The organism is Pseudomonas sp. R5-89-07 (assembly GCF_003851685.1).
Taxonomy (GTDB): domain Bacteria; phylum Pseudomonadota; class Gammaproteobacteria; order Pseudomonadales; family Pseudomonadaceae; genus Aquipseudomonas.
Window position 1 is genome coordinate 1,835,179 of the sequence record NZ_CP027727.1, and the last position, 21,038, is coordinate 1,856,216.

17 protein-coding genes are annotated in these 21,038 nt (G+C 59.2%); 7 read left to right on the forward strand and 10 right to left on the reverse strand.

The genetic code is table 11. The features are described 5' to 3' along the window. Window positions 1–69 precede the first annotated feature (69 nt). Window positions 70–867, forward strand: a complete 798-nt coding sequence (locus tag C4J94_RS08445; protein ID WP_124385745.1) for an acyl-CoA thioesterase II — start codon at window positions 70–72, stop codon at window positions 865–867. 3 nt (window positions 868–870) lie between these two features. Here the strand turns inward: C4J94_RS08445 and C4J94_RS08450 are convergent, their stop codons facing one another. The 5 genes from C4J94_RS08450 to C4J94_RS08470 form a co-directional block, all read right to left on the reverse strand. After that, window positions 871–1,233 (reverse strand): Mpo1-like protein, encoded by a 363-nt coding sequence (locus C4J94_RS08450; protein WP_124385746.1) that lies wholly within the window; start codon window positions 1,231–1,233, stop codon window positions 871–873. Between the two features lie 128 nt (window positions 1,234–1,361). Then, window positions 1,362–1,748 carry a hypothetical protein gene (locus C4J94_RS08455; RefSeq protein ID WP_124385747.1) on the reverse strand — a complete coding sequence of 129 codons (387 nt, stop codon included), beginning with the start codon at window positions 1,746–1,748 and terminating at the stop codon, window positions 1,362–1,364. Continuing rightward, complete coding sequence (locus C4J94_RS08460; RefSeq protein WP_256657664.1) at window positions 1,745–6,523, reverse strand: RHS repeat-associated core domain-containing protein; 4,779 nt, start codon at window positions 6,521–6,523, stop codon at window positions 1,745–1,747. The genes C4J94_RS08455 and C4J94_RS08460 overlap by 4 nt, the downstream gene beginning before the upstream one ends. A 198-nt stretch (window positions 6,524–6,721) precedes the next feature. Further along, a complete protein-coding gene (locus tag C4J94_RS08465; RefSeq protein WP_124385748.1) occupies window positions 6,722–8,203 on the reverse strand; it encodes a methyl-accepting chemotaxis protein in 1,482 nt (493 codons plus the stop codon). A 96-nt stretch (window positions 8,204–8,299) separates the two neighbouring features. Next, on the reverse strand, window positions 8,300–9,106 hold the full coding sequence (locus tag C4J94_RS08470) for a TatD family hydrolase (RefSeq protein ID WP_124385749.1): 807 nt from the start codon (window positions 9,104–9,106) through the stop codon (window positions 8,300–8,302). 236 nt (window positions 9,107–9,342) lie between these two features. On the opposite strand from C4J94_RS08470, the gene C4J94_RS08475 reads away from it, so the two are divergent. From C4J94_RS08475 to C4J94_RS08485, 3 genes are all read left to right on the forward strand, one after another. Beyond that, on the forward strand, window positions 9,343–10,764 hold the full coding sequence (locus C4J94_RS08475; protein WP_124385750.1) for a transglycosylase SLT domain-containing protein: 1,422 nt from the start codon (window positions 9,343–9,345) through the stop codon (window positions 10,762–10,764). A 103-nt stretch (window positions 10,765–10,867) separates the two neighbouring features. Continuing rightward, entirely contained in the window at window positions 10,868–11,302 is a 435-nt protein-coding gene (locus tag C4J94_RS08480) for a DoxX family protein (RefSeq protein WP_124385751.1), read from the forward strand. A gap of 255 nt (window positions 11,303–11,557) precedes the next feature. After that, entirely contained in the window at window positions 11,558–11,866 is a 309-nt protein-coding gene (locus C4J94_RS08485) for a class I SAM-dependent methyltransferase (protein WP_124385752.1), read from the forward strand. 15 nt (window positions 11,867–11,881) lie between these two features. On the opposite strand, the gene C4J94_RS08490 is transcribed toward C4J94_RS08485, so the two are convergent. The 3 genes from C4J94_RS08490 to C4J94_RS08500 are packed head-to-tail and all read right to left on the reverse strand — an operon-like array spanning window position 11,882 to window position 15,285. Continuing rightward, window positions 11,882–13,621, reverse strand: coding sequence for a Gldg family protein (locus C4J94_RS08490; protein WP_124385753.1), 1,740 nt, complete (start codon window positions 13,619–13,621; stop codon window positions 11,882–11,884). A gap of 15 nt (window positions 13,622–13,636) precedes the next feature. Next, a complete protein-coding gene (locus C4J94_RS08495) occupies window positions 13,637–14,362 on the reverse strand; it encodes an ABC transporter permease (protein ID WP_124385754.1) in 726 nt (241 codons plus the stop codon). Further along, window positions 14,359–15,285, reverse strand: a complete 927-nt coding sequence (locus tag C4J94_RS08500) for an ABC transporter ATP-binding protein (protein WP_124385755.1) — start codon at window positions 15,283–15,285, stop codon at window positions 14,359–14,361. The genes C4J94_RS08495 and C4J94_RS08500 overlap by 4 nt, the downstream gene beginning before the upstream one ends. A 240-nt stretch (window positions 15,286–15,525) precedes the next feature. Here C4J94_RS08500 and C4J94_RS08505 point away from each other — a divergent pair, with 240 nt between their 5' ends. Further along, on the forward strand, window positions 15,526–16,530 hold the full coding sequence (locus tag C4J94_RS08505) for a hypothetical protein (protein WP_124385756.1): 1,005 nt from the start codon (window positions 15,526–15,528) through the stop codon (window positions 16,528–16,530). Between the two features lie 125 nt (window positions 16,531–16,655). After that, window positions 16,656–17,129, forward strand: a complete 474-nt coding sequence (gene greB, locus C4J94_RS08510; protein ID WP_124385757.1) for a transcription elongation factor GreB — start codon at window positions 16,656–16,658, stop codon at window positions 17,127–17,129. A gap of 47 nt (window positions 17,130–17,176) precedes the next feature. Here the strand turns inward: greB and C4J94_RS08515 are convergent, their stop codons facing one another. Both C4J94_RS08515 and C4J94_RS08520 read right to left on the reverse strand, forming a co-directional pair. Beyond that, window positions 17,177–19,687, reverse strand: coding sequence for an ABC transporter permease (locus C4J94_RS08515; protein ID WP_124385758.1), 2,511 nt, complete (start codon window positions 19,685–19,687; stop codon window positions 17,177–17,179). Beyond that, on the reverse strand, window positions 19,687–20,370 hold the full coding sequence (locus C4J94_RS08520) for an ABC transporter ATP-binding protein (protein ID WP_065885127.1): 684 nt from the start codon (window positions 20,368–20,370) through the stop codon (window positions 19,687–19,689). Before C4J94_RS08520 ends, C4J94_RS08515 begins: the two co-directional genes overlap by 1 nt. 10 nt (window positions 20,371–20,380) lie before the next feature. Here C4J94_RS08520 and C4J94_RS08525 point away from each other — a divergent pair, with 10 nt between their 5' ends. Next, window positions 20,381–20,986, forward strand: a complete 606-nt coding sequence (locus C4J94_RS08525; RefSeq protein ID WP_124385759.1) for an arylesterase — start codon at window positions 20,381–20,383, stop codon at window positions 20,984–20,986. Window positions 20,987–21,038: the final 52 nt, after the last annotated feature.

Below are 21,038 nucleotides of genomic sequence, written 5' to 3' on the forward strand. Positions count from 1 at the left end.
GAATAGGCGCTGTACCTGACGGGGGTGGTGGTTAAGATCCCTCATCGATTTTCTTGATGTGAGGTCGCCATGCGCTTTAGTGATTTGCTCGACGCTGCCCGCAGCCAACCGCTGGATGTCACCATTCCCGCCGAATGGGCCCAAGGCCGCGCCACCTTTGGTGGTTTGGTCGTGGCGTTGCAATACGAAGCCTTGCGTGCCCAAGTACCGGCAGAACGGCCGCTGCGCTCACTGGCGATCACCTTCGTTGGCCCGGTAGCGCCGGATGTACCCGCCAGCTATCAAGTGGAAGTCTTGCGCGAAGGCAAGGCGGTCAGCCAATTGTTGGGCCGGGTGGTGCAGAACGGTGAAGTGGCGACCTTGGTCCAGGCCAGTTTTGGTGCGTCCCGCGCGTCGGAAATCGACGTTGCGAGCGAGCCGCCACCTGCGTTCAAGCATTGGGATGAATGCCAGGAACTGCCTTACATCAAAGGCGTCACGCCTGAATTCATGCGGCACCTGGCGATGCGCTGGAGCGTCGGCGGCCTGCCGTTTACCGGCACTCAATCCCGCGAAATGGGCGGTTGGGTGCGTTTGCGTGGGGATGTGAAAGAAGAGCCGCTGACCGAGGCGCATATTCTTGCGCTGGTCGATGCCTGGCCGCCCGCTCTGCTCCCGTACCTCAAGAAACCGGCGCCGGGCAGCACCTTGACCTGGACCATCGAGTTCATTCAGCCACTGCAGAACCTGACCACCCTCGACTGGTGCCAATACCACGTCAATATCGAACATGCCCGCGACGGCTATGGCCATGCCGCCGCCGCGCTCTGGAGCCCGAGCGGCGAATTGATCGCCCTCAGCCGCCAGACTGTGGTGGTCTTCGCCTGATCTTCAATGCCGGTGGCGCTGGCGCCAGGCACGCCACCAGCCACCGCTGAGCACGAAACGCGGAAACGTCACGAACTGCTCGACCACCAGGCGTTGCATCGCATCTTTGCGGTCACTGAACGGCTCACTCGCCTGGGCTTCCAGGCTATGGCCGTGACGTTGCAGGGCCAGGCCTGCCAGGGTACCGATCACGCCTACTGCCAAACTGACCAAACTCAGGCTGAACACACCGGAAACGATCAACAGAAAGCCGATGATGAACAGCGGCACGGCGATCAGGTGCAAGGCCAGGTTGGTGGGGTGCTGATGATTTTGTGGGTAATTACGCCATTGCCAGGCGGGGAGATTGGGGTGACGTTTGCCCATGGTGGTGAATCCTCTGTCCGTTGAAACAACTTGGACAGAGTGTAGGTTGGGGGTGGCGGGTCGGCGAATTAGCGTTGGCTATGGCCGCTATAGGTGTAGGGCCCAGCCAGCAGACGACGGCTGATAACTCATTCCTCCACCGATATAGCCCAGCGCTGGCAAAAGTCGCGTTGTTCTTGAATGTCACTAGTGAGATCGTTTTCCTCATAAGTGAAAATATGTACGAGCTCGCCACTTGGCTTTCCTATCGTCAGCTCGTAGGCGACCAGGCCATTCGACATATGTGAGGACATCCCGGAAGGATGGACGTTGATTTTGGATCCTTTACATAGAAATTTTATATCTTTCAAATCTGCTCTTAACAAACCGAAGCTTTCGAACAAGTCACTAGCCGTGTGAGTTTTTCGCAACCCGTTGCTCAGTACCACGCTAAGGGCTGTTTTTCCTGCCTCATATTCGACCACCGCGCGTTCATGGACACCGTTTCTGATGATAATGATTTCGCGCGATTTCATGGGTATTTCCTGTTAGGGTTCAATATCGTGTATCCCTTGAACGTACCGTCTTCGTTGACGGGTGAGGCTCCTAGAATATCTTTGGTGTCTATACGTCCGGGAATAGCAATTTCTGCCTCGTTCTTGTGTTTGGAGCGAGCGCCCAGCTCTCTATTTACGTCCCGTCCGGGTATTCTTTTAAGTGTATATAAGAAGCCTTCTTCAAATCCAAAACTTGACGCGAATACCAGCGCTTGCTTCATTGAGGTTGACGTAGGGATGAAGTTGCTGGGAGGACTGGCATTATTCAAAACGTGTAGGAAAAGATCTGTACTTGACCCTCTACTTTCGAATCCTTTGTCAAATATTTCCTCGGGCTCTCTTGATTCTCCTCGATAAAGATAGCTCCGCTTTCCGCGAGGGGTTGGAACAGACGGTGACCGCTCGTTAACGTTGGCTTGTTCGTTAGGTGACTCAGTTTTTGACTGTGGTTTACACCCATTTTCGCCTGGGCAAGTGTTCAAGCCTAGCGGATCGATCCAGCCCGTAGGATTGGGTACGTACTGGTACGCATTGAGCCCACCCGCCTGCTTCACCGGATCAGGCGTCAGGTAACGACCAATATCCGGATTGTAGTAGCGATGGCGGTTGTAGTGCAGGCCGCTTTCCTGATCGAAGTATTGGCCTTGGAAACGTAGCGGGTTGTCGATTTTGCCGACGTCGAGGTGGCTGATTTCGCCGTAGGCGCGGTAGTGGGCGGACCAGACGATGTCGCCTTCAGGCGTGGTGAGTTCCTGCGGTGTGCCGAGGTGGTCGAGTTGGTAGTGGTAGGGCTTGGTTTCTTGTGGGCCGAAGCCTGCCAGCAGTGCCAATGGGCGGAAGCTGTCCGGCTCATAGATGTAGCTGCGATGACGTTCCGCATGGTGTTCGGCGATCAGCTTGTCGCCTTGCCAGAAGAACTCCGTGGTTTTCCCATCGACGGTTTTGCTGATACGCCGACCGAATGGGTCATAGCGATAAGTGGCGCATTGGCCGTTGGGCTTGGTTAGACCAATCAGCCTGTGCTGGCAGTCATATCGATACTCGGTAACGAGTAAGTGACCTTTGCCTCGCCGCTCGCGGATTAGGTTGCCGAAGGCATCGTAGTCGTAATGGTGATCGCCTTGGATCACGAGCCGATTACCCGCAACGATGTCCGGCCCCGGCCTGTCTTGCATGAGCAGATTGCCGGCAGGGTTGTGGCCGAAACGCTCCTGTGCGTCTTGCGAATGATCGGCGCGGGTCAGGCGGTGGAGCGGGTCGTAGCGGTAAAGGTGTTCGCCTTTGCGGGTGTCGTGCAGGCGGGTGAGGTTGCCGGTTTTGTCGTAGTCGTAGTGGCGTTGGTAGAGGTGGTCTTGTTGCTGGGTGACGGCGTGGGCGTGCAGGCGATTTTGGTCGTCGTAGTGGTAGTGGCTGAGCAGTTGGCCTTGTTGGCGCTGGTGTTCGCGGCCGGCTTTGAACAGGTGCGAGGTGAGCAGCGCACCGTTCAGCTCGACGGTGGTGAGGTGGCCGCCTTTGTCGTGGTTGAAGGTGAGGCGGTTGTTGTCGGGCAGGCGTAAATGTTGAAGCTGGCCGCAGGCGTCGTAGCCATAGCGCAGGGTGCCCCAACCCTGATGTTCGGCGGTGAGGCGGTTTTGTTTGTCGTATTCGTAGGCCAGAAACCAGTGGCCGTCGTCGACGCTAAGGAGGTTGCCTTGGCGGTCGTAGGCATAGTCGACAGTGCTGCCATCGGGCAGGGTTTTTCGTACGAGGCGACCGGCATGGTCGCGCTGGTATTGGGTGACTAGCTGACGGCCGTCGTCGCCGTGTTCCGTTTTCTCCAGCAGGTTGCCGTTGAGGTCGTAGGCGTAGGCGGTACGTTGGCCGTCAAAACCGGTTTCCTGTTGGATCAGGCCGTTGGGGTGGTAGTCGAGCTGGTAGGTTTCGCCGACCTCGTTTTCGATGGCGGTTAGCAGTAAGCGAGCGTTGTCGTAGCGGTACTTGACCTGGGTGCCATCGGCGTTGATGCGGCGGCTGATCAGGTGCAGGCCGTCGGCGTATTCGTAGCGGGTGACGTGGCCGAGTTCGTCGCGCTCGGCGATGATTTTTCCGTAGGGGTTGTAGCTGAATTCCCGTGTGGCACCGTCCGGCAGTACCAAGCGAGTTAACCGACCCACACCGTCCCATTGATACTGAGTCAGCGCGCCGTGTTCATCCTCTCGCGCAATCTGCCGGCCCAGGTCGTCATAGCGATAGCGCTTGATCCCGCCATTGGGCAGCTGTTCTTCAACGAGTTGCCCGCGCTCATTCCACACCAACCGATGGCAGCTGTTATCGGGGAACCAAACGCCGGTCAGTTGCCCCTGTTTGTCGTAGCTGTAGTCGGTCGCATTTCCATCCTGATCGATCTGGCGAGTGACATCGCCCTGGTCATTACGCTCGTATGTCCAGACCGCCTCACCCCGGCGCACCACGCGTACGAAGCCGTTGTCATGTTCGTAGGACGTCGGCTCGTCATCCCCCGGAAACACCGCCACCAGGCGTCCGGCGTCGTCGTACTGATACGCCGTCACCGCGCCCAGCGGGTCTTGATCGACGGTCAGGCGGCCCTTGTCATCGTAGGATTTGAAGTGCCGGGCGCCGTCCGGGTCGATGCGCTGTACCAGTCGCGCTCGATCGTCATGAACATAAACCTCTTGGCTGCCATCGGCGTTGTGCACGGTGACGCTGCCGTCTTCACCCCAGGCATACCGCGTGTCCATCTGCGAAAAGCTGGCCCAGTGCCGGACGCAGCGTGCGGCCTTGCCAGTGCGTTCCCATTCCCAGAAAAAGCTCGCGCCACCGGCCAGTTGCCGCTCGAGAATGACGTGCTGTTCGTCGTACCGATAACGCTCACATTCACCGATAGCGTTGGTCGCCGACACCAGCCGTCCACTGTCGTCATAGACGTAGGAAACGACGTTCTGCTCGGTCACCCAAACAAAGGGTTCATAGCCCTTGGCGCGATGAACCTGGTAGTCCACCGCCACAATGCGATCCAGCTCATAGCGCAAAAACAAAGAGCGGCCGACACCGTTATCCAGCCGCTCAATCCGCCCCAACCGATCCCGGAAAATGCGCAACCGGTTGTCATACACATCGCTGATCGCCGTCAGCGCACCGTCGCAAAAGTGGTAGAACCGCGAGCCCTGGGCCAGCACCAGTTCATCCGGCAACGACCCCAGGTAAATCGCCGCTTCCGCCAGGCTGTTGGTAATCGCTGGCCGAGCCACCGTCGGCAAGGGCAGGGTGGTCGAGCGGTTTTCATGATCGGTCCACACCACCGAATCGCCCGACACCACCAGCCGCTGCGCCAGCGCATGGCTCCAGCCAAACCCCAACCCGCAATCCACTTCCACCGCACTGGTGCGATACAAGCGCGTCCACTCGAACGGCAAAATTCCATCCAGCGCGCCATCGGTGAGGGTCAGCAATTCCTCCCCGGTGACCATCGACACCGGGCAGCCGTGGGTGACGGTCTTGTCCGAAGAGACAGCAGCATCCCCGGCCGGATTTTTAGCGGAAGCAGGCACATCATCCACCGCCTCCTGGCGAACCAACGCCGTGCGCTGCGTCTTGCTGCGCACCGCCGGCACCGGGTTTGAAACCAACGTCTCGCCCACTTTCAATGGCCCAACGGGCACCGCCTTGACCGGCACCGCCGCACTGCTCAGCAACACCGGCTTGGCGGCCTCAACATGGGTTTCCAGCCCCGGCCCTACAACCTGCTTGGCCAGTAACTCCAACAACGCCCGCGCCCGCCCGGATTTGACGTGACTGAGTACCTGGGCCCCCAGCCGAAGCTGGAGCCCAATCCCCCGCGTCGCCCAGATCAGCAATAGATTGATCAGGATTTCGCCGGTTATCTCACCCACCAGCTCGTACATCTCGGGCGGCGGCAGCAGGCGTAACCAGGCCACTACCGCCGATAAATAAATGAACAACAGCGGCTCATCACTGAGCACCAGCAACCCCTGGGCAAGCGTGTCTTTACCCAGTTTGAGCAACTGATCCAGCTCGGCTTGGGAGAGGTACTTCAGCAACTGCTCGCTGTTGGATTTGAGGTTCGCCAGCAGGTCGACCAGCTCGGTAAGGTTGTCCCACAGGTTGTAGAAGGCCTTGCCGATCCCGCTCGCAAAGGCCATCCCTTGCTTCGCGCTGCGTTTGAAGGCCGGCGCCTTTGCAAAGTCGGCCCACTGAGGTTCGAAGTGCTCGCGCCATTGCTGGCGCAGGTCAGTTTCCAGCCCGGCGATCACCGACTGGTAGGACGCATACAGCGCCTTGACGTGATCTCTGGAAACGTTGGGGTAGAACGTGATCTGGTACTGCTGATTGCGGGTGCACTCGGGCACTTCGAGAATGCCGCTGGGGCCGATGGTTCGCTGCAGCGGCGCGCCAATGGGCGTGCCGTCCGGTGCGATGGCTTGCAGCGTGACCGGCGTGTTGCCGATCGGCACGAACCGCGTGCTCTCGAACAGATGCACCAGGGTCAGCCCACCCTGGGCCTTGCACTGGGCGACGGTGCGACTGGGCGTGCCGGAAGAGATCGGCGCAACCAGTGCGACGTCGTCACCGACCTTGAACACCTGCTCCACTTCCAGTGCCGAGCCACTTAAAAAGCTGTCGGCCCACGTATCGAAAGTGTTCAGGCAGTTGCGGAAATCACGAAGAACCTTTTCAGCGTCCAGCGCTTCGGGATCCATCGGGGCCAGTACAAAGCTGGCAATCACCGGAATCAAAAGACGCCCCGGACAACCTGGGCGCTAACGAAAAAAACCATCTGCAATCCCTCGCACTGTTTGATCAGGCGAGGGACTTTGCAGCGGTTCGTAGGTAAAAGAAGTCGGCGTTATTCGCAGGGATGACGAGGAAGTTTCGTCTTAAGCTTAGGTAAGCTGCGGCTTGGTCGTAGGAATCAGATTACGGGCTAAACGGTCCTACAGCTTCAACTGCCCAATCGCCTTGCTCAATTCTCCCGCCAACGTCGCCAGCTCATGGCTGGTCGTTGCGGAAGCCACTGTTTGCTGCACGGTGTTTTCGGTTACATCACGAATGCTCACCACTGCACGGTTCATCTCTTCGGCGACATGGCTCTGCTGTTCGGCGGCCACGGCAATCTGGGTGTTGCTCTCGCGCATCTGCGCCACGGCGCCGGTAATTTCGCCGAGCGCGGCACCGGCTTCCTGGGCCTGTTGCACGCAGTCATCGGCCTTGAACGAGCTTTCCTGCATGAAGTCCACCGCGTCGCGGGTGCCGGCTTGCAGTGCCGAGACCATGCGCGTGATTTCATCGGTGGAGCTTTGTACGCGCTTGGCCAGGTTGCGCACTTCGTCGGCCACCACCGCAAAGCCACGGCCCATTTCTCCGGCGCGGGCGGCTTCGATGGCGGCGTTGAGGGCGAGCAGGTTGGTCTGTTCGGCGATGCTGTGGATCACCCCGACCACACCGTTGATTTTCTGGCTGTCTTCGGCGAGTTTCTGGATCATTTCAGCGGTCTGTTGCACGCCGGTGGACAGCCCGGCAATCGAACGCTGCACGCGGATGACCACTGCCTGGCCACTGCCGGCGAGGGTGTCGGCGGTTTGCGAAAGGTCGCGGGTAGCCCCGGCGTGCTGGGCAATATGGTGAACGGTGGCGGTCATTTCGTTGATCGCCGTGGCGGCCTGGTCGGTCTCGCTTTGCTGGCCGAGCATGCCGTGCTGCACCTCGTTCATGCTGCTGGCCAGCCGCGCGGCGCCTTCGTCCAATTGCCTGGCGGTACGGGCCACGGTGTTGACCACCCGCTGGTAGCCGGCTTGCATGGCGTTGAAAGCGCTGGCCATCTGCCCGACCTCATCCTTGCAGGCCAGCGGCACGCGGGCAGACAAGTCGCCGGTTTTCTCCACATGCAGCATCACGTCCTTGAGGGTGTTGAGCTGACTGAGCAGAAAGCGGATCAGCAGTTGTGAGGCGCCTAGCATCGCTAGCATGAGGATCGCCACCGCCACCGCATAGTTGACGAAGCGCTCGCCGAACACCTGGCGCAGGCTTGGCGCGTAGGCGAGTACGGCGACCTGTTGGCCGTCGGCACGGCGGACGACCTCGGCGCCCACCAGCGGATCGATGCCGAACCATGGCAGGTGGCTGAGTTCGACCCAGCCGTTGGCGCCTTGCAAGGCTGACAAATCCTGGCCCGCCCGTTGTGGGACCTGGCCTCGGCTGAAGGTCAGCCAGTTCTCACCGCCGGGCAGGGCCTTGTCCGTCGGCCAGGCGCTAAGCAACTGCGCCTGGGCCTGGGCCGAAAGCTGGGACCCATGGCTGCGCGCCTGTTGTTCGAGCTGCACGGCATACAACACCAGCAGCAGGGTGGTGATAAACGCCACCGCATTGACGGCCCAGAATTTGTATTTCAACGAGATATTGCTAAGCCAGGCACCCATGGAAGGTTTTCTCTGATAGCGGAAACAGCATTGGCAAGGTGCCATTATTGTGCCGCTACTCAGGAAAGCCTTTTTGACATGGGTCAATGCGCCGCATCACCCCACGGCCGGTAAGCCAAAAAAAGCGCGGGCGCAGGCGGTGCTGTGCATCGCCAGGTCTTCCATCGTTTCATGGCGATGCAGGGCCACCTCACGCAACACTTCGGTGAGAAAGGCGGGTTCATTGCGGCCGTTTTTTGGCTTGGGGCGCAGCGTGCGTGGCAGCAGGTAGGGCGCGTCGCTTTCCAGCATCAGACGGCCTCGGGGAATTTCCCTGACCAAGGGGTGTAGATGCGTCCCACGGCGCTCGTCGCAGATCCAGCCGGTGATGCCAATGTGCAGGTCAAGGTCGAGGTAGCTGAACAGCGCCGCTTGTTCGCCCGTGAAGCAGTGCACCACGGCGGCGGACAGATGATCGCGATAGTCTTTGAGGATCTCCAGCAGGCGCTGGTTGGCGTCGCGCTCGTGAAGAAATACGGGAAGTTTGAGTTCGACGGCCAGGGCCAGGTGCTGCTCGAGGACTTTTTCCTGCTGTGGGCGCGGCGAAAAATCACGGTTGAAATCCAGCCCGCACTCGCCAACGGCGCGCACGCGCGGTTCGTTGAGCAAGCCGCGCAAACGTTGGGCGCTGTCGCTGTTCCAGTCGCTGGCGGAGTGGGGGTGAATGCCGGCGGTGCTGAACAGCCGCTGTGCGCTTTCATCGTGTTTCACGCACAGCTCCAGGGCCCGCTCGCTGCCTTCGACACTGGTGCCGGTGAGCACCAATTGTTGCACGCCGGCAGCGTAGGCACGCTCGAGGACGGCCGAGTGCCTCTCGTCGAAACTGGGGTTGGTCAGGTTGACGCCGATATCAATGAGTTGCATGGTGCTATCTCCGCCTGCGGCCGGAAAGCATATCAGAGCTGTAGATTTATAAGAAAAACGAAGAACTACAACGCGTTATAGCTGTCTTTGAACGTCGCACGCGACATTGTGCCGGGCCCATTGCCTTTCACTGTGTCGCCGTTGCGCGCCTTGCCAGCGCATAAAGCGCTCTGTTTCTGACGCCCAGCACCTCGTTTTTCACGAAGGTGATGGCCAGTATTCTTTCCGGAGAGCGGATGATCCGACCCTCGGCGTTGCTTATAATGTGCGCGACCTTGCTGCTGCCCATGGCAGCGGTCGCGCGTCTTGACGGGCCGCTGGAAGTGACAAAGCCCGGCAAGGTGCGTGACCTGGCAGATATCCGCTCCAGCCGCACCCTGCGGGTATTGGTCAACCAGAGCCGCAACAGCTCCGGTGAAGTGCAGGGCCAGGCCATCGGTGTCGAATACCATCGCCTGCGCGCTTTCGAGCAATACCTCAATGGCCGTGCCCGTGATGGCCAGGAGATCAATCTCAAGATCATTCCCAAGGCCAAGGAGCAGTTGCTCGGCGCGCTGGCCCGTGGCGAAGGCGATCTGGTTGCCCCTGGCGAATTGCTGGATGTGAAGGCCGCGCACAAGATCAGCACCAGCGACCCTATCGCCAGCGATGTGCCGTTGTGGCTGGTTGGCGTCAAGGGCGAGCGTCGGTTTACCAAGTTGGAGCAGTTGTCGGGCCGTACGCTGACGTTGACCACCGGCAGTGCGGCTGCAGATGCGATCAGCCAGGTCAATCAGAAGCTGGCCCTGCACAAGCAACCGCCGATCAAGGTGGAATGGGTCGACCCGAGCCTGGCGGTGGAGGACGTGCTGGAAATGGTGCAGGCCGGGATCTTTCACCTGACCATTGTCGAAAAACCGATTGCCGAGCGCTGGTCGAAAATCCTGCCCAAGTTGCGCTTTGACAAGCAGGTGACCATCAGCGAGCCAGGCGACGAGTACTGGTTCGTGCGTCAGGATGCCTCGATGTTGCGGGCCAGCATCGATCGTTTCCTCAAGACCTACCGAACCCCTTCCGATCAGGATGTGGCGTTCCAGCGTATCTATCGACGTCTCTATCAAGTGCGTAACCCGTTGGCCCGGGCCGACCGCCAACGCCTGGAAAAACTGCGCCCGGTCCTGCAAAAGCATGCGCGCGAGCAGGGCATGGACTGGCTGAACCTGGCTGCGCTGGCATTCAAGGAGTCTGCACTGGACCCTGGCGCACGTAATAGCGGTGGTCCTACCGGTTTGATGCAGATTACGCCTTCAGCGGCGCAGCGGGTGGGCGTCAATAACATCGAGAATGTGGACAGTAATGTGCAGGCGGGCGCGCGCTACCTGGCGATGATCCGTCGCAAGTTTTTCGCTAGCCCCAAGCTTAATGAGCGTGAACGCATGGCCTTTGTGCTGGCTGCCTACAACATGGGGCCTGAACGGGTGCAGGGCATGCGCACCGAAGCCAGGCGTCGTGGGCTCAACCCCAATCAGTGGTTCTTCCAGGTTGAACGCATTGCCATGGAGCAGGTAGGGATGGGCGGCGTCAGCTATGTTAATAGTGTTAACAAGTACTACCTGGCGTTTGACCGGGAGCGAGAGTCCCTGGAGCCGCCAGCGCCGAAAATAGCATCGCGCAAATAATCGATTTTATCGATATTGATAAAGCAATTTTTTGGCTTTTATCATTGTTTAAACTGATTAATATAGCGGCCAACCAACCCCTACCTGAAAAAGGATTTACCCCATGAGCCCATTGATTACCCGCGTCCTGTCCACCCGCGCCGGTTATGGCCTGACTGTTCTGCGCATCTTTGTAGGCGTTATCTTCGCTGCCCACGGCTCGCAAAAACTCTTCGGCTGGTTTGGTGGCGGCGGCCTGGCGGGCACCGCACAATGGATGGAAAGTATCGGTCTGGCGCCGGGCACGCTGATGGCTGTGTTGTCAGGCGGCACTGAGTTCTTTGCTGGCCTGGCGCTAATCATCGGTCTGCTCGCACGCCCTGCGGCATTGGGCCTGACCTTCCTGACACTGGTGGCGATTTTTTCGGTGCACATTCATAACGGGCTGTTCATGGCCAACAATGGTTATGAATTCGCACTAGCTCTGCTAGGCGGCTCGCTGGCAGTGCTGTTCGAAGGCGCCGGCAAACTGTCGGCCGACCGCGCCATCGCCAACTGACTGTTCCACACAGTAAAGAGGCCCGCCCTGTGCGGGCCTTTTCGTTGCTCGGGATTCTTGACACTGCCCCGCCAGCTTCTCTAGGATGCTGCTCATGCGCCGATTTAAACAGCTAATTGCGGGGCGCCACTGGGCTCGATGCAGTCCGACAGAACCATGCACTCATCAGTAGGCACGGCTCGAAATACCGCTAAAGCGCTGGTTCGGTGTTGCCTCTCACCTGCCCGCAGACTTTTGAGGCAGAGACACGACACGATGAATGCACTACGCCCCCTGATACGCCTGGCCCCGATCACTGCGGACCTGACTCAACGCAACCCGAAAATTCTCCTGGGCGGCAAGCACCAGCCGACGCTACTGCGTTACCTGGACGGCTGGCCACGCCGCACCGGACGGCCTTCGGCGTTCCTGATCCAGTTCGTGGAGGACGGTGACTCCCTGGCCCGTTTCGCCAGTAACAGCTTTGACCTCGCGGTCATCCAGGCGCCCAGTTCGGGCAATGCCGAAGAGGTAATCCGCCAGCTGACGCGTATCGCCCGGCAAGGGCTGATTGCCCGTCGCTGATCCCAACACGATATGTCAGCTAAACGCCACGGGTGGCCACCGGCGTCGACACAGGCAACGATAACGTACCCAGGCTATCAGGCACAAAACCAGCGGTACCGTCGCGGTCATCAGCAGTTTTACGTTGCGTTTGAAGCGGTGCAGTGGCGCATACGCCTGAGTCTTGAGGGCGTGGAGTTCGATGGGCAGGCGCAGGCGTTCTTTGTTGAGCGCTTGCAACTGGGTATTGGTGTCCACGGCCTGAACGCCCAAGCGTATGGCCGGTGGATTCAACCGCTGCCACGCTTGCTCGGTACGCTCAAGACGACGTTCCAGTTCTGCTGCCTTTTCCTGATAGGCCTGTGCGGCAGCTTGGCGCATGGGCTCGAGGGTACTGAGTGAACGCGGCCCAATGCGCGGGCGAATATTGGCGAGTTCTGCGGGAGCCGCCAGATTATCCAGTGTGTTCAACACGAACTGCACGTTGCTATTGGCTGTTGTCTGGCTGACCGCGTCGGCGAGCAAATCGGTATCGGCAACCACGACTACCTCGATATGGGCGGCCTTTTGCAGGCCTGGCGGCTGTCCTGCGAGACCGTCAGGAAATGCCGAATAGGCCGGCCCCTCAAGACGAGCGGCAATCACATGGCGCTGACCTGAAGTGGAGGCTTGCTCAATGAGCGAGTCGAACTCCGTCATTGAAGCGAAACGCCCGGCATCCATCATCGCGGACTGCCAAGAGCTTTGCAGCAGCGGGGTGAAGGTCGTCCGGCTTTTTCGGGTGCGCAAAAGGGCGCCACTGCTTGATACGCTCAGGCTGTTGAGTTTCCAGGTGCTGATGTCATGCGCGGTCATTGCCTGTCGCGGCAGTTTCAACCTGGCTGGATGCAGTACGGTGGGCATGTCTGGGCCGAGCGAGGCCGAGGAGGCGTAAAGACTGTCAACCAGTAGCTGGTTCGCGGGCATCCGTACGCCCCATGTGGTCAACAGGCCCTCCAGCCTGGAATCCACCGATACGGTTTCAGTACCCATCTCGCTCACCGGGTCGATGAAGACCATCAGTTTGCCGCCCCTCAAGACAAACTGCTCGATGGCGTAAAGCGTTTGTTCGGCTAGCGCCCTTGGCTGCACGACCATCAAGCTGTCGATCGACGCAGGCACCTGAGTGATCTTAGGTGCCAATTCCATCAGGTTGAAATGCCCGCGCATCTGCTCCACGAGGTGTCCGGCGGATTGATTCAACGGTAATCCGGATAGGAGCCCGACGTTGGAACGTTGAGGGTGCATCAATTTATGGATCAGGTGGCTGATTTGATACTCGAGCAACGGTTCGTCGTCGGGGTTGAACACTTCGATACGTTGTGTGCTCTGGCCGCCACGCGTGCCTATGAGGCCAAGATATCCTTGTGTGTCATCCAGGCCGAATAAGCTCGCTTTGTAGGCATCTTCTGAAAATGGAATGGGATCAATAACATGCAAATTGATCATGCCGTCGGCCGCGGCTTCGAATTCCTGGAGTACGTCCTCTATGCGTTGTCCGAGGCGTTTCACGATTCGGCTTCTCTTCGGTGCGCTGAGCGAGTTGAAATAATACAAGTCCAGTGGGCCTTCGAGCGTCGCGAGCAGTTGCCGCGTCGATGGCGATAAGGTATGGATTTTCTGTTGTGAAACATCCCAGCGGGTATTGGGTAGTTTGTTTATCCAGACCAGATTGGTTGCCAGAAACAGTAATGATATAACGATCAACGTCATACCCATACGAAGAGCGGATCGCATCAGCGACTTTCCTTCTCAGCTGTTTTTATAGTTGAGTGTCACAATGGTTGCGCAGAGAAAAGCGAAGATCATGCTGACAAAGTATAAACCGTCATGAAGTGTTATCTTGCCGTTGTCCATTGAGCTGAAACGAGAAATCGGGTCAAGTTTCATCACGCTGTCAACTATCCAGATCGGTGCCTGATGTTCAAGTGCATCCAGCACTGAAGAAAGCCCGCTGATGGTCAGCAGCAAACCCATCGTCAGTAGGAAAATAACAATTCGCTGGTGCGTAAGTGCACAGATAAAACAACCTACAGATAGATAACTTCCCGCCAGTAGCCAACTTGCCAGAAATTGCGATGCGATTACCCCATCGTCGGGTGTTCCGAGATAATGGGCGGCAATCACCATCGGAAAATTCAGCAGCAGGGCGACACTGCATACTGCCCAGGCAGCCAGGAATTTTCCTATTACTCGTTCGGCTGCTGTGACGGGCAGGGTTTTCATCATGTTGGAGAAGCCGGTGCTGTGTTCATCAGCCCATAATTGCATTGATAAGCTGGGTATCAGCAGCAGATAGAGCCAGGGGTGCAGCTCGAAAAAAGCCTGCAGGTCGCTGCTGTCTCGCTCCATCCAGCGGTGGGTGTGCAATCCCAGCGCCGCGCCGAGCACCAGGAAGAACGCCACGCTCAGGTAGGTGGTGGGGGAGCAGGCATAGCTGGCGAGTTGGCGTTTGAAAATGAGGGGCAGCAGTATCAAGGGAATACCTCGTGGCTCAGATGGTGAACGACATCGTTCAGGCGACCTGGCTCAAGATGCAGTGACGTTATGTTCCAGCCGCGATGGGTGATGAGGGCGTTGATGGCGGGGAAGATGGCGTGCCCGGGCATGGCCAGAACCGTCACTTTGCCTGGGTTCTGACGGTCTTCTTCGATGCCGGCAACCCCAGGTAACACGGCCAGTGCGAGTAGATCCGGAGGCGGATCCGCGGCGAGCGTCACCGCTTGGAAGTGCCTGGAGCTGCGCTGCAAATCAGTCAGCGAAGAATCGGCAACCAGTCGTCCGCGTGCGATTACCAGGGCGCGGGTGCAGATGTCGGCCATCGCGTCGTAATGGCGGGAGGCAATGATGACGCTCATTTCCTCGCTGAGTGACTGGACAAGCGCCCTGAATTTGAGCCGTTGCTCACCGTTCAAACCTTCCGTGGGCTCGTCCAGCAGGAGCACACCGGGAGAATGCACAATGGCTTGCGCAATCGCGACTCTACGTTTCAAGCCAGGACTGAGCACATCGATGGGGCAGTGGAATACGGGGAGCAGCTCAAGTCGCGTGGCGACCCGGTCCACCTGCCTGCGTTTTTCTGCGCCGCTGAACCCTCGAGCAGCGGCAACAAAATGGAGGATGCTTTTGACCGACAGCGTGTGGTGGGTGATGCCCTCCTGGAGCTGGTAGCCAACAGCTTGCCTGGCAGGCACTGAATGGGTCTGGGTATTGAAACCCTGAATATTGACGTGCCCACTAGTGGGTTTGGTCATGCCGGAAATCAAATTCAGCAACGCTGTTTTACCGGCGCCATGTTCTCCAAGTACACCCACGCATTCCTGGCGTTGGGTATAGAACGAAACGTCGTTGATCACGCTTTTTTTGCCCAGGTGCTTTGTCAGGTTGCTGACTTCGATCATAGGGATTACCGAATCAATTGGGCGGTGCTTGAAGAAGGGGTGGTTTGTGTATAGCGGTGCGTTAAAAAGATTACGTTCAATACCCGTCCTTGGGAACGCTGGGTGCGCTTAATAAGTAAAGTCCTACATTTGAATTGATTACGCACTGAAACAATTGTTTTGTTCTGAGTACCTGATAATGGTCGGATATTTGTCCGATATTTATATAAGGTTTTCTTTTTGCAATGAGGCCTGATTGCCATGATGCTTCTACGTACCCTTGTTCTTGAGCGCAGCGGCGAGGATGCTCCCGTCAACGGTGCATTGCTGTGTGGATTCGCTGTCGAGCAGACGGCCTCCAACTTCCTGGTGTATAGCCTTGATGAAGAAGCCGAGCCCGGCCACTCCAGGGTGTATGTCGCGGCCCTACGCAAAAAGCTCGAGCGGTATTTCCTGGGCGGGGTTGAGTCCAAAGATGACTTGCAAGTAGCGATGCAAGTTTTCAAGCAAATCCTGATGATGGCGGCAGCACCGGGCAATAAGGAAAGTGCCGTTACAGGCTCTCAGGTTCCGTTTCACTTCATCGATCTGAAAGGTTGCAGGTTGCCGCCTGCCAGGCCCGAGGACCATCACTCGGTAATCGTCAAGAAAGCATTGGTGATGAAAGTGATTACTTTGGGCATGTCCGCCCCCGCTGCGCCTGCGATAGAGAGCAGCGCAGTCATCGTGCCGTCCATTCGCTTTTCATCGCAGATGGTTGCACCGCCCCGAGGCAAGAGCCAGCCAAAGTCCGTCGCGCCGCCTATGGAGGAAGGCTCTGTTGAAGAGCAGCCGCATGCGCTGGTCAGGGTACCGGAGATAACACAGGTGCCAGCCGAACCTCTAACGCCGTCTATTCAGTCAGAACCTGTCGAAGCCCAGTCGGTCTCCTCCTCTGCGAGGGAGCATACCTCCATGCTTGAGATAGACAGTACGCTGAGCAATCTCGCAAGGGTTGCCCAGGAACTGACGCAAAAAAAACAGGCAGTCATCGAGCGTGAGGAGATGCTCGAACAGTGGCAGGCTCGACTGCAACAACAGCAGACTCAGCAGGATGAAAAAAGCCGAGCGTTGGATCAGCGCCATACGCGGTTGCAGGAGCAGGAGCTTGAGGTGAGCCAGAAGACTGAAAAAATGGTGTTGATGATGTCGCAGCTATCGCTGATGCGAAAGCGCCTGCAAGGCACGCTCGTTGAACTGGACCAGGTCCTCGATGGGCAAGGCTGAGGCGATGAGTTTGCCGGCCTGGATACTTTGTGCCATTGATTTATCATCGATCCCCGCCGGCCGACGCCAGGGTATGATGCCGTGGTCTGTCGACACTACTGGACATTGCCTGGGGATATGCGCGTTTGAGTACCAAGCTGATTACCAAAGAAGGCCATGAGGCGCTGAAAAAGGAGCTGGACTACCTTTGGCGCGAGAAGCGCCCGGACACCACGCGCAAGGTGACATGGGCCGCTTCCCTGGGGGATCGCAGCGAAAACGCGGATTACCAGTACAACAAGAAGCTGTTGCGTGAGATCGATCGGCGGGTGCGCTACCTGCGCAAACGCCTCGAAGACATGCGTGTGGTGGAGTACATGCCCGAGCAGGAGGGCAAGGTGTTTTTTGGTGCGTGGGTCGACGTCGAAAACGAGCAGGGTGAAGCCAAGCGTTTTCGCATTGTGGGTTATGACGAGATCTACGACCGGATGGATTACATCTCCATCGACTCTCCCATGGCTCGTGCGTTGCTGCGCAAGGAGGTCGACGATGAGGCCATCGTACAGACCCCTGGCGGTGAGGTGTGCTGGTGGATCACCCGCATTGAATATGAGAAATAGCAACGGATGGCCCTCACTCTGGTTGGAATAGGGGCCATCCGTTTTTTTCAGCCCTCGCGCAATACCGTGAGTGGGCTGGCGTTCAGCGCACGGCGTGTACCGAACACCCCGGCGCCACCGATCAGCAGCGCACCGATCAGCGGCAGCAGCAATAGCCAGGGGTGAGGGTGCCAGCTCAGATCAAAGGCGTAGCGGTACAGCACCCAGGTCACCAGCTCCGTGCCCAGTGCCGCCAGCAAACCACTGACCGCCCCCAGCAGGCCGAACTCGATGCGCCGTGCCTTGACCAGCAGCCTGCGCTCGGCACCCAGCGCACGTAGCAGCGCACCTTGGCGAATCCGCTCATCCAGGGTGGCCTGCAGGCCGGAGAACAGCACGGCCATGCCTGCGGCGAGCACGAACAGCAGTACATATTCCACCGCGAGGGTTACCTGGGCGAGGATGCTGCGCAACTGTTCCAGTAAGGCCTCGACCTGCAGGATGGTGACGGCGGGGAAGGCGCGGGACAGGTCGACGATCTGCTGGTCATGCCCAGGCGCCAGGTAGAAGCTGGTCAGGTAGGTGGTCGGCAGATCTTTCAAGGTGCCGGGTTGGAAGATCATGAAGAAGTTGGGCTGGAAGTTGTCCCAGTTGATCGTCCGCAGGCTGGTGACCCGTGCCTCGCGATTCTCGCCGCCGATGGTGAATACCAGATGGTCGTTGAGCTTGAGCTTCAGGCTTTCAGCCACCTTGGCTTCCACCGATACCCCGGGGATGTCATCGCCCGGTTGCGCCGTCCACCAGGTGCCTGCCGTCAGTACGTTGCCTTGGGGCAAGTCGGCGGCCCAGGTCAGGCTCAAGTCCCGTTGCACGGCGCGGTCACCGCTGGAATCCTTGCTGACAATCTCTTGTACGGGTTCGCCGTTGATGCTGATCAGTCGGCCGGGTACGACGGGATAGAGCGGAGCAGATTGCGCCTGAACCTCCAGCAGGCGGGCGCCAAACGCGTCTTTGTCGGCCGGCAGGATATTGAGCGCGAAGTAGTTGGGCGCATCCTTGGGCAACTGGTTCTGCCAAGTGTCGAGCAACTCGCCACGCAGCAGGGCGATCAAGCCCATGGACAACAGGATCAAGCCAAACGCCAGGGACTGGCCGGCGGCTGCCAGTGGATGTCGCAGCAATTGGCCCAGGCCCAATCGCCAAGGCAAGGAGGCGCGCGCGAGTAACCGGCGCAGGCTTTGCAATAATAACAGCAGCAGCCCGCCGAGGATCAGTGCCGCCACCACGCCGCCGCCCAGCAATGCGAAGGTCAGCACCAGGTCGAGGCTCAGGCGCCACATGATCAGGCCCAGGGCGAAGAGCGCCGCGCCATAGACCATCCAGGTGCTCGAAGGGATAGGCAGCAGGTCGCGGCGCAGTACCCGCAGCGGCGGCACCCGGCCGAGCGCGGCCAGGGGCGGCAGGGCGAAGCCGGCGAGGGCAACGAGGCCGGTGCCGATACCGGCAACGGCCGGTAGCAGCCCGCCGGGTGGCACGTCCGCAGGCAACAGATCGTGCAGAAAGTAGAACAGACCAAATTGCGCGAGCCAACCGAGGAGGGCGCCGGCCAGGCTCGCCAACAAGCCCAGTACGCTCAGTTGCAGACTGAACAGCAGCATGGTTTCGCGTCGCGACAGCCCCAGGCAGCGCAGCAACGCGCTGGCATCGAAGCGGCGGCTGGCAAAGCGGTTGGCCGACAGCGCCACGGCGACGCCGGCCAGCAACACCGCCACCAGGCTGGCCATATTCAGGTAACGCTCGGCCTTGCCCAGGGCGCCACCGATCTGTTGGTTGCCATCGCGCGAGTCCTGCAGGCGCTGGTTGGGCGCCAGGCCCGGCTTGATCAGTTCGCGATAGGTTTGCAGCGCTGTACTGCCGGGTGGCGCACGCCACAGTTCGCGATAGCTCACGCGGCTGCCAGGCTGGACCACGCCGGTGGCGTCCAGGTCCGCCAGGTTGATCATTACCCTGGGGGTGAGGCTATAGAAGTTGCCGGCGCGGTCGGGCTCATACGTCAGGATGCGTGTCAGGCGCAGGGTCTTCATGCCGACGTCGATGCTGTCTCCGATTTTCAGGTCCAGCGCTGTCAGCAGCCGCGCTTCCACCCAGGCTTCGTCGGGTTTGGGACCACCACCTTGGGTTTCGGCTCCAAAAGGTTCAGCCGTACTTTTGAGTGCGCCGCGCAGCGGGTACTGTTCGTTGACCGCCTTGATACTGGAGAGCTGGATGCCGTTGTCGGCGGCGATAACGCTGGAAAATTCGACGATGCGCGCATGATCCAGGCCCAGTTCGGTGCCGGATCTGATTTGCTCGGGGCGGGCCGGCGAGCTGCCTTCGAGTACCAGGTCTGCGCCGAGAAACTCGGTGGCGCGCAACAGCATGGCGCCGTTCAGGCGTGCACCGAAATAGCCGATAGCGGTACTGGCGGCCACGGCCACCAGCAGGGCGAAGAACAACACGCGCAGTTCGCCGGCGCGGGCATCGCGCAGTAACTGGCGCATGGCAAGGCTGAACAGGCGTAACAGCGGCAGGCGTGCCATCAAGGCTCCAGGGGCGCGACCATCAGGCCGGCTTCAAGGCGGATCAGGCGCCGGCAACGATGGGCCAGGCGCTCGTCATGGGTGACCAGTACCAGGGTCGTGCCGCTCTCTTTATTGAGTTCGAACAGCAGGTCGCTGATGCGCTCGCCGGTATGGCTGTCGAGGTTGCCGGTGGGTTCGTCGGCAAACAGTACGTCTGGCTCGGCGGCAAACGCGCGGGCAATGGCGACACGTTGTTGCTCGCCCCCGGAAAGCTGGCGTGGCGAATGGGTCAGGCGCTTGCCAAGGCCGACACGCTCGAGCAGGTGCGTGGCGCGTTCGCGGGCATCCTTGCGGCCGTCCAGCTCCAGCGGCAGCATGACGTTTTCCAGCGCATTGAGGCTGTCGAGCAACTGGAAGGATTGGAATACGAAGCCTACGTGTTCGGCACGGATGCGCGCGCGCTGGTCTTCGTCGAGGCTGCTCAACGCTTGACCCGCCAGGGTGACTTCACCGCTGCTGGGCAGGTCCAGGCCCGCCAGCAGGCCGAGGAGGGTGGATTTGCCGGAACCGGAGCTGCCGACGATAGCCAGGCTATCGCCCTTGTTCAGTTCCAGGCTCAGTTCGTGCAGGATAGTCAGTTCACCTTCCGCGCTGGGAACCACTTTGCTGAGGTTTCGCGCGGTGAGAATGCTTGCGCCCATGGAGAATCCGATGCGAATGTGGTTTTTGAGTGCTGGCCTGGCCTTGATGTGCATGGCCCAGAACGCAGCGGCGGGTACAGTCCTGATCGTTGGCGATAGTATCAGTGCCGGTTTCGGCCTGGATACCCGCAAAGGGTGGGTTGCGCTGCTGGAGCAACGGCTCAAGCAGGAGGGTTTTGACGATAAAGTGGTCAATGCGTCGATCAGTGGCGACACCAGTGCCGGAGGCCTGGCGCGGTTGCCTGCGGCACTTGCAGCGCATAAACCGGATGTGGTGGTGATCGAGTTGGGGGGCAACGATGGGCTGCGTGGTCAGCCGCCGGCGCAATTGAAACAAAATCTTGCTTCGATGGTTCAGGCGTCCCAGGACAGCGGTGCCAAGGTGCTGTTGTTGGGCATGCAGATTCCGCCCAATTATGGCAAGCGCTACGTCGAAGCGTTCGCCAAGGTATTCGGCGAGGTGGCAGAGGAAAAAAAGGTGCCGCTGGTGCCGTTTTTTCTGGACGGGGTGGGCGGCCATCCTGACCTGATGCAAGCAGACGGCCTGCACCCGGCAGTCGCGGCCCAAGGCAAGTTGCTGGAAAATGTCTGGCCGACGCTAAAACCGCTGTTATGACGCTTTTCTACCGGCAGGCTTTCGGCTAAGGTGGCGCCCCCCCGATTTGGAG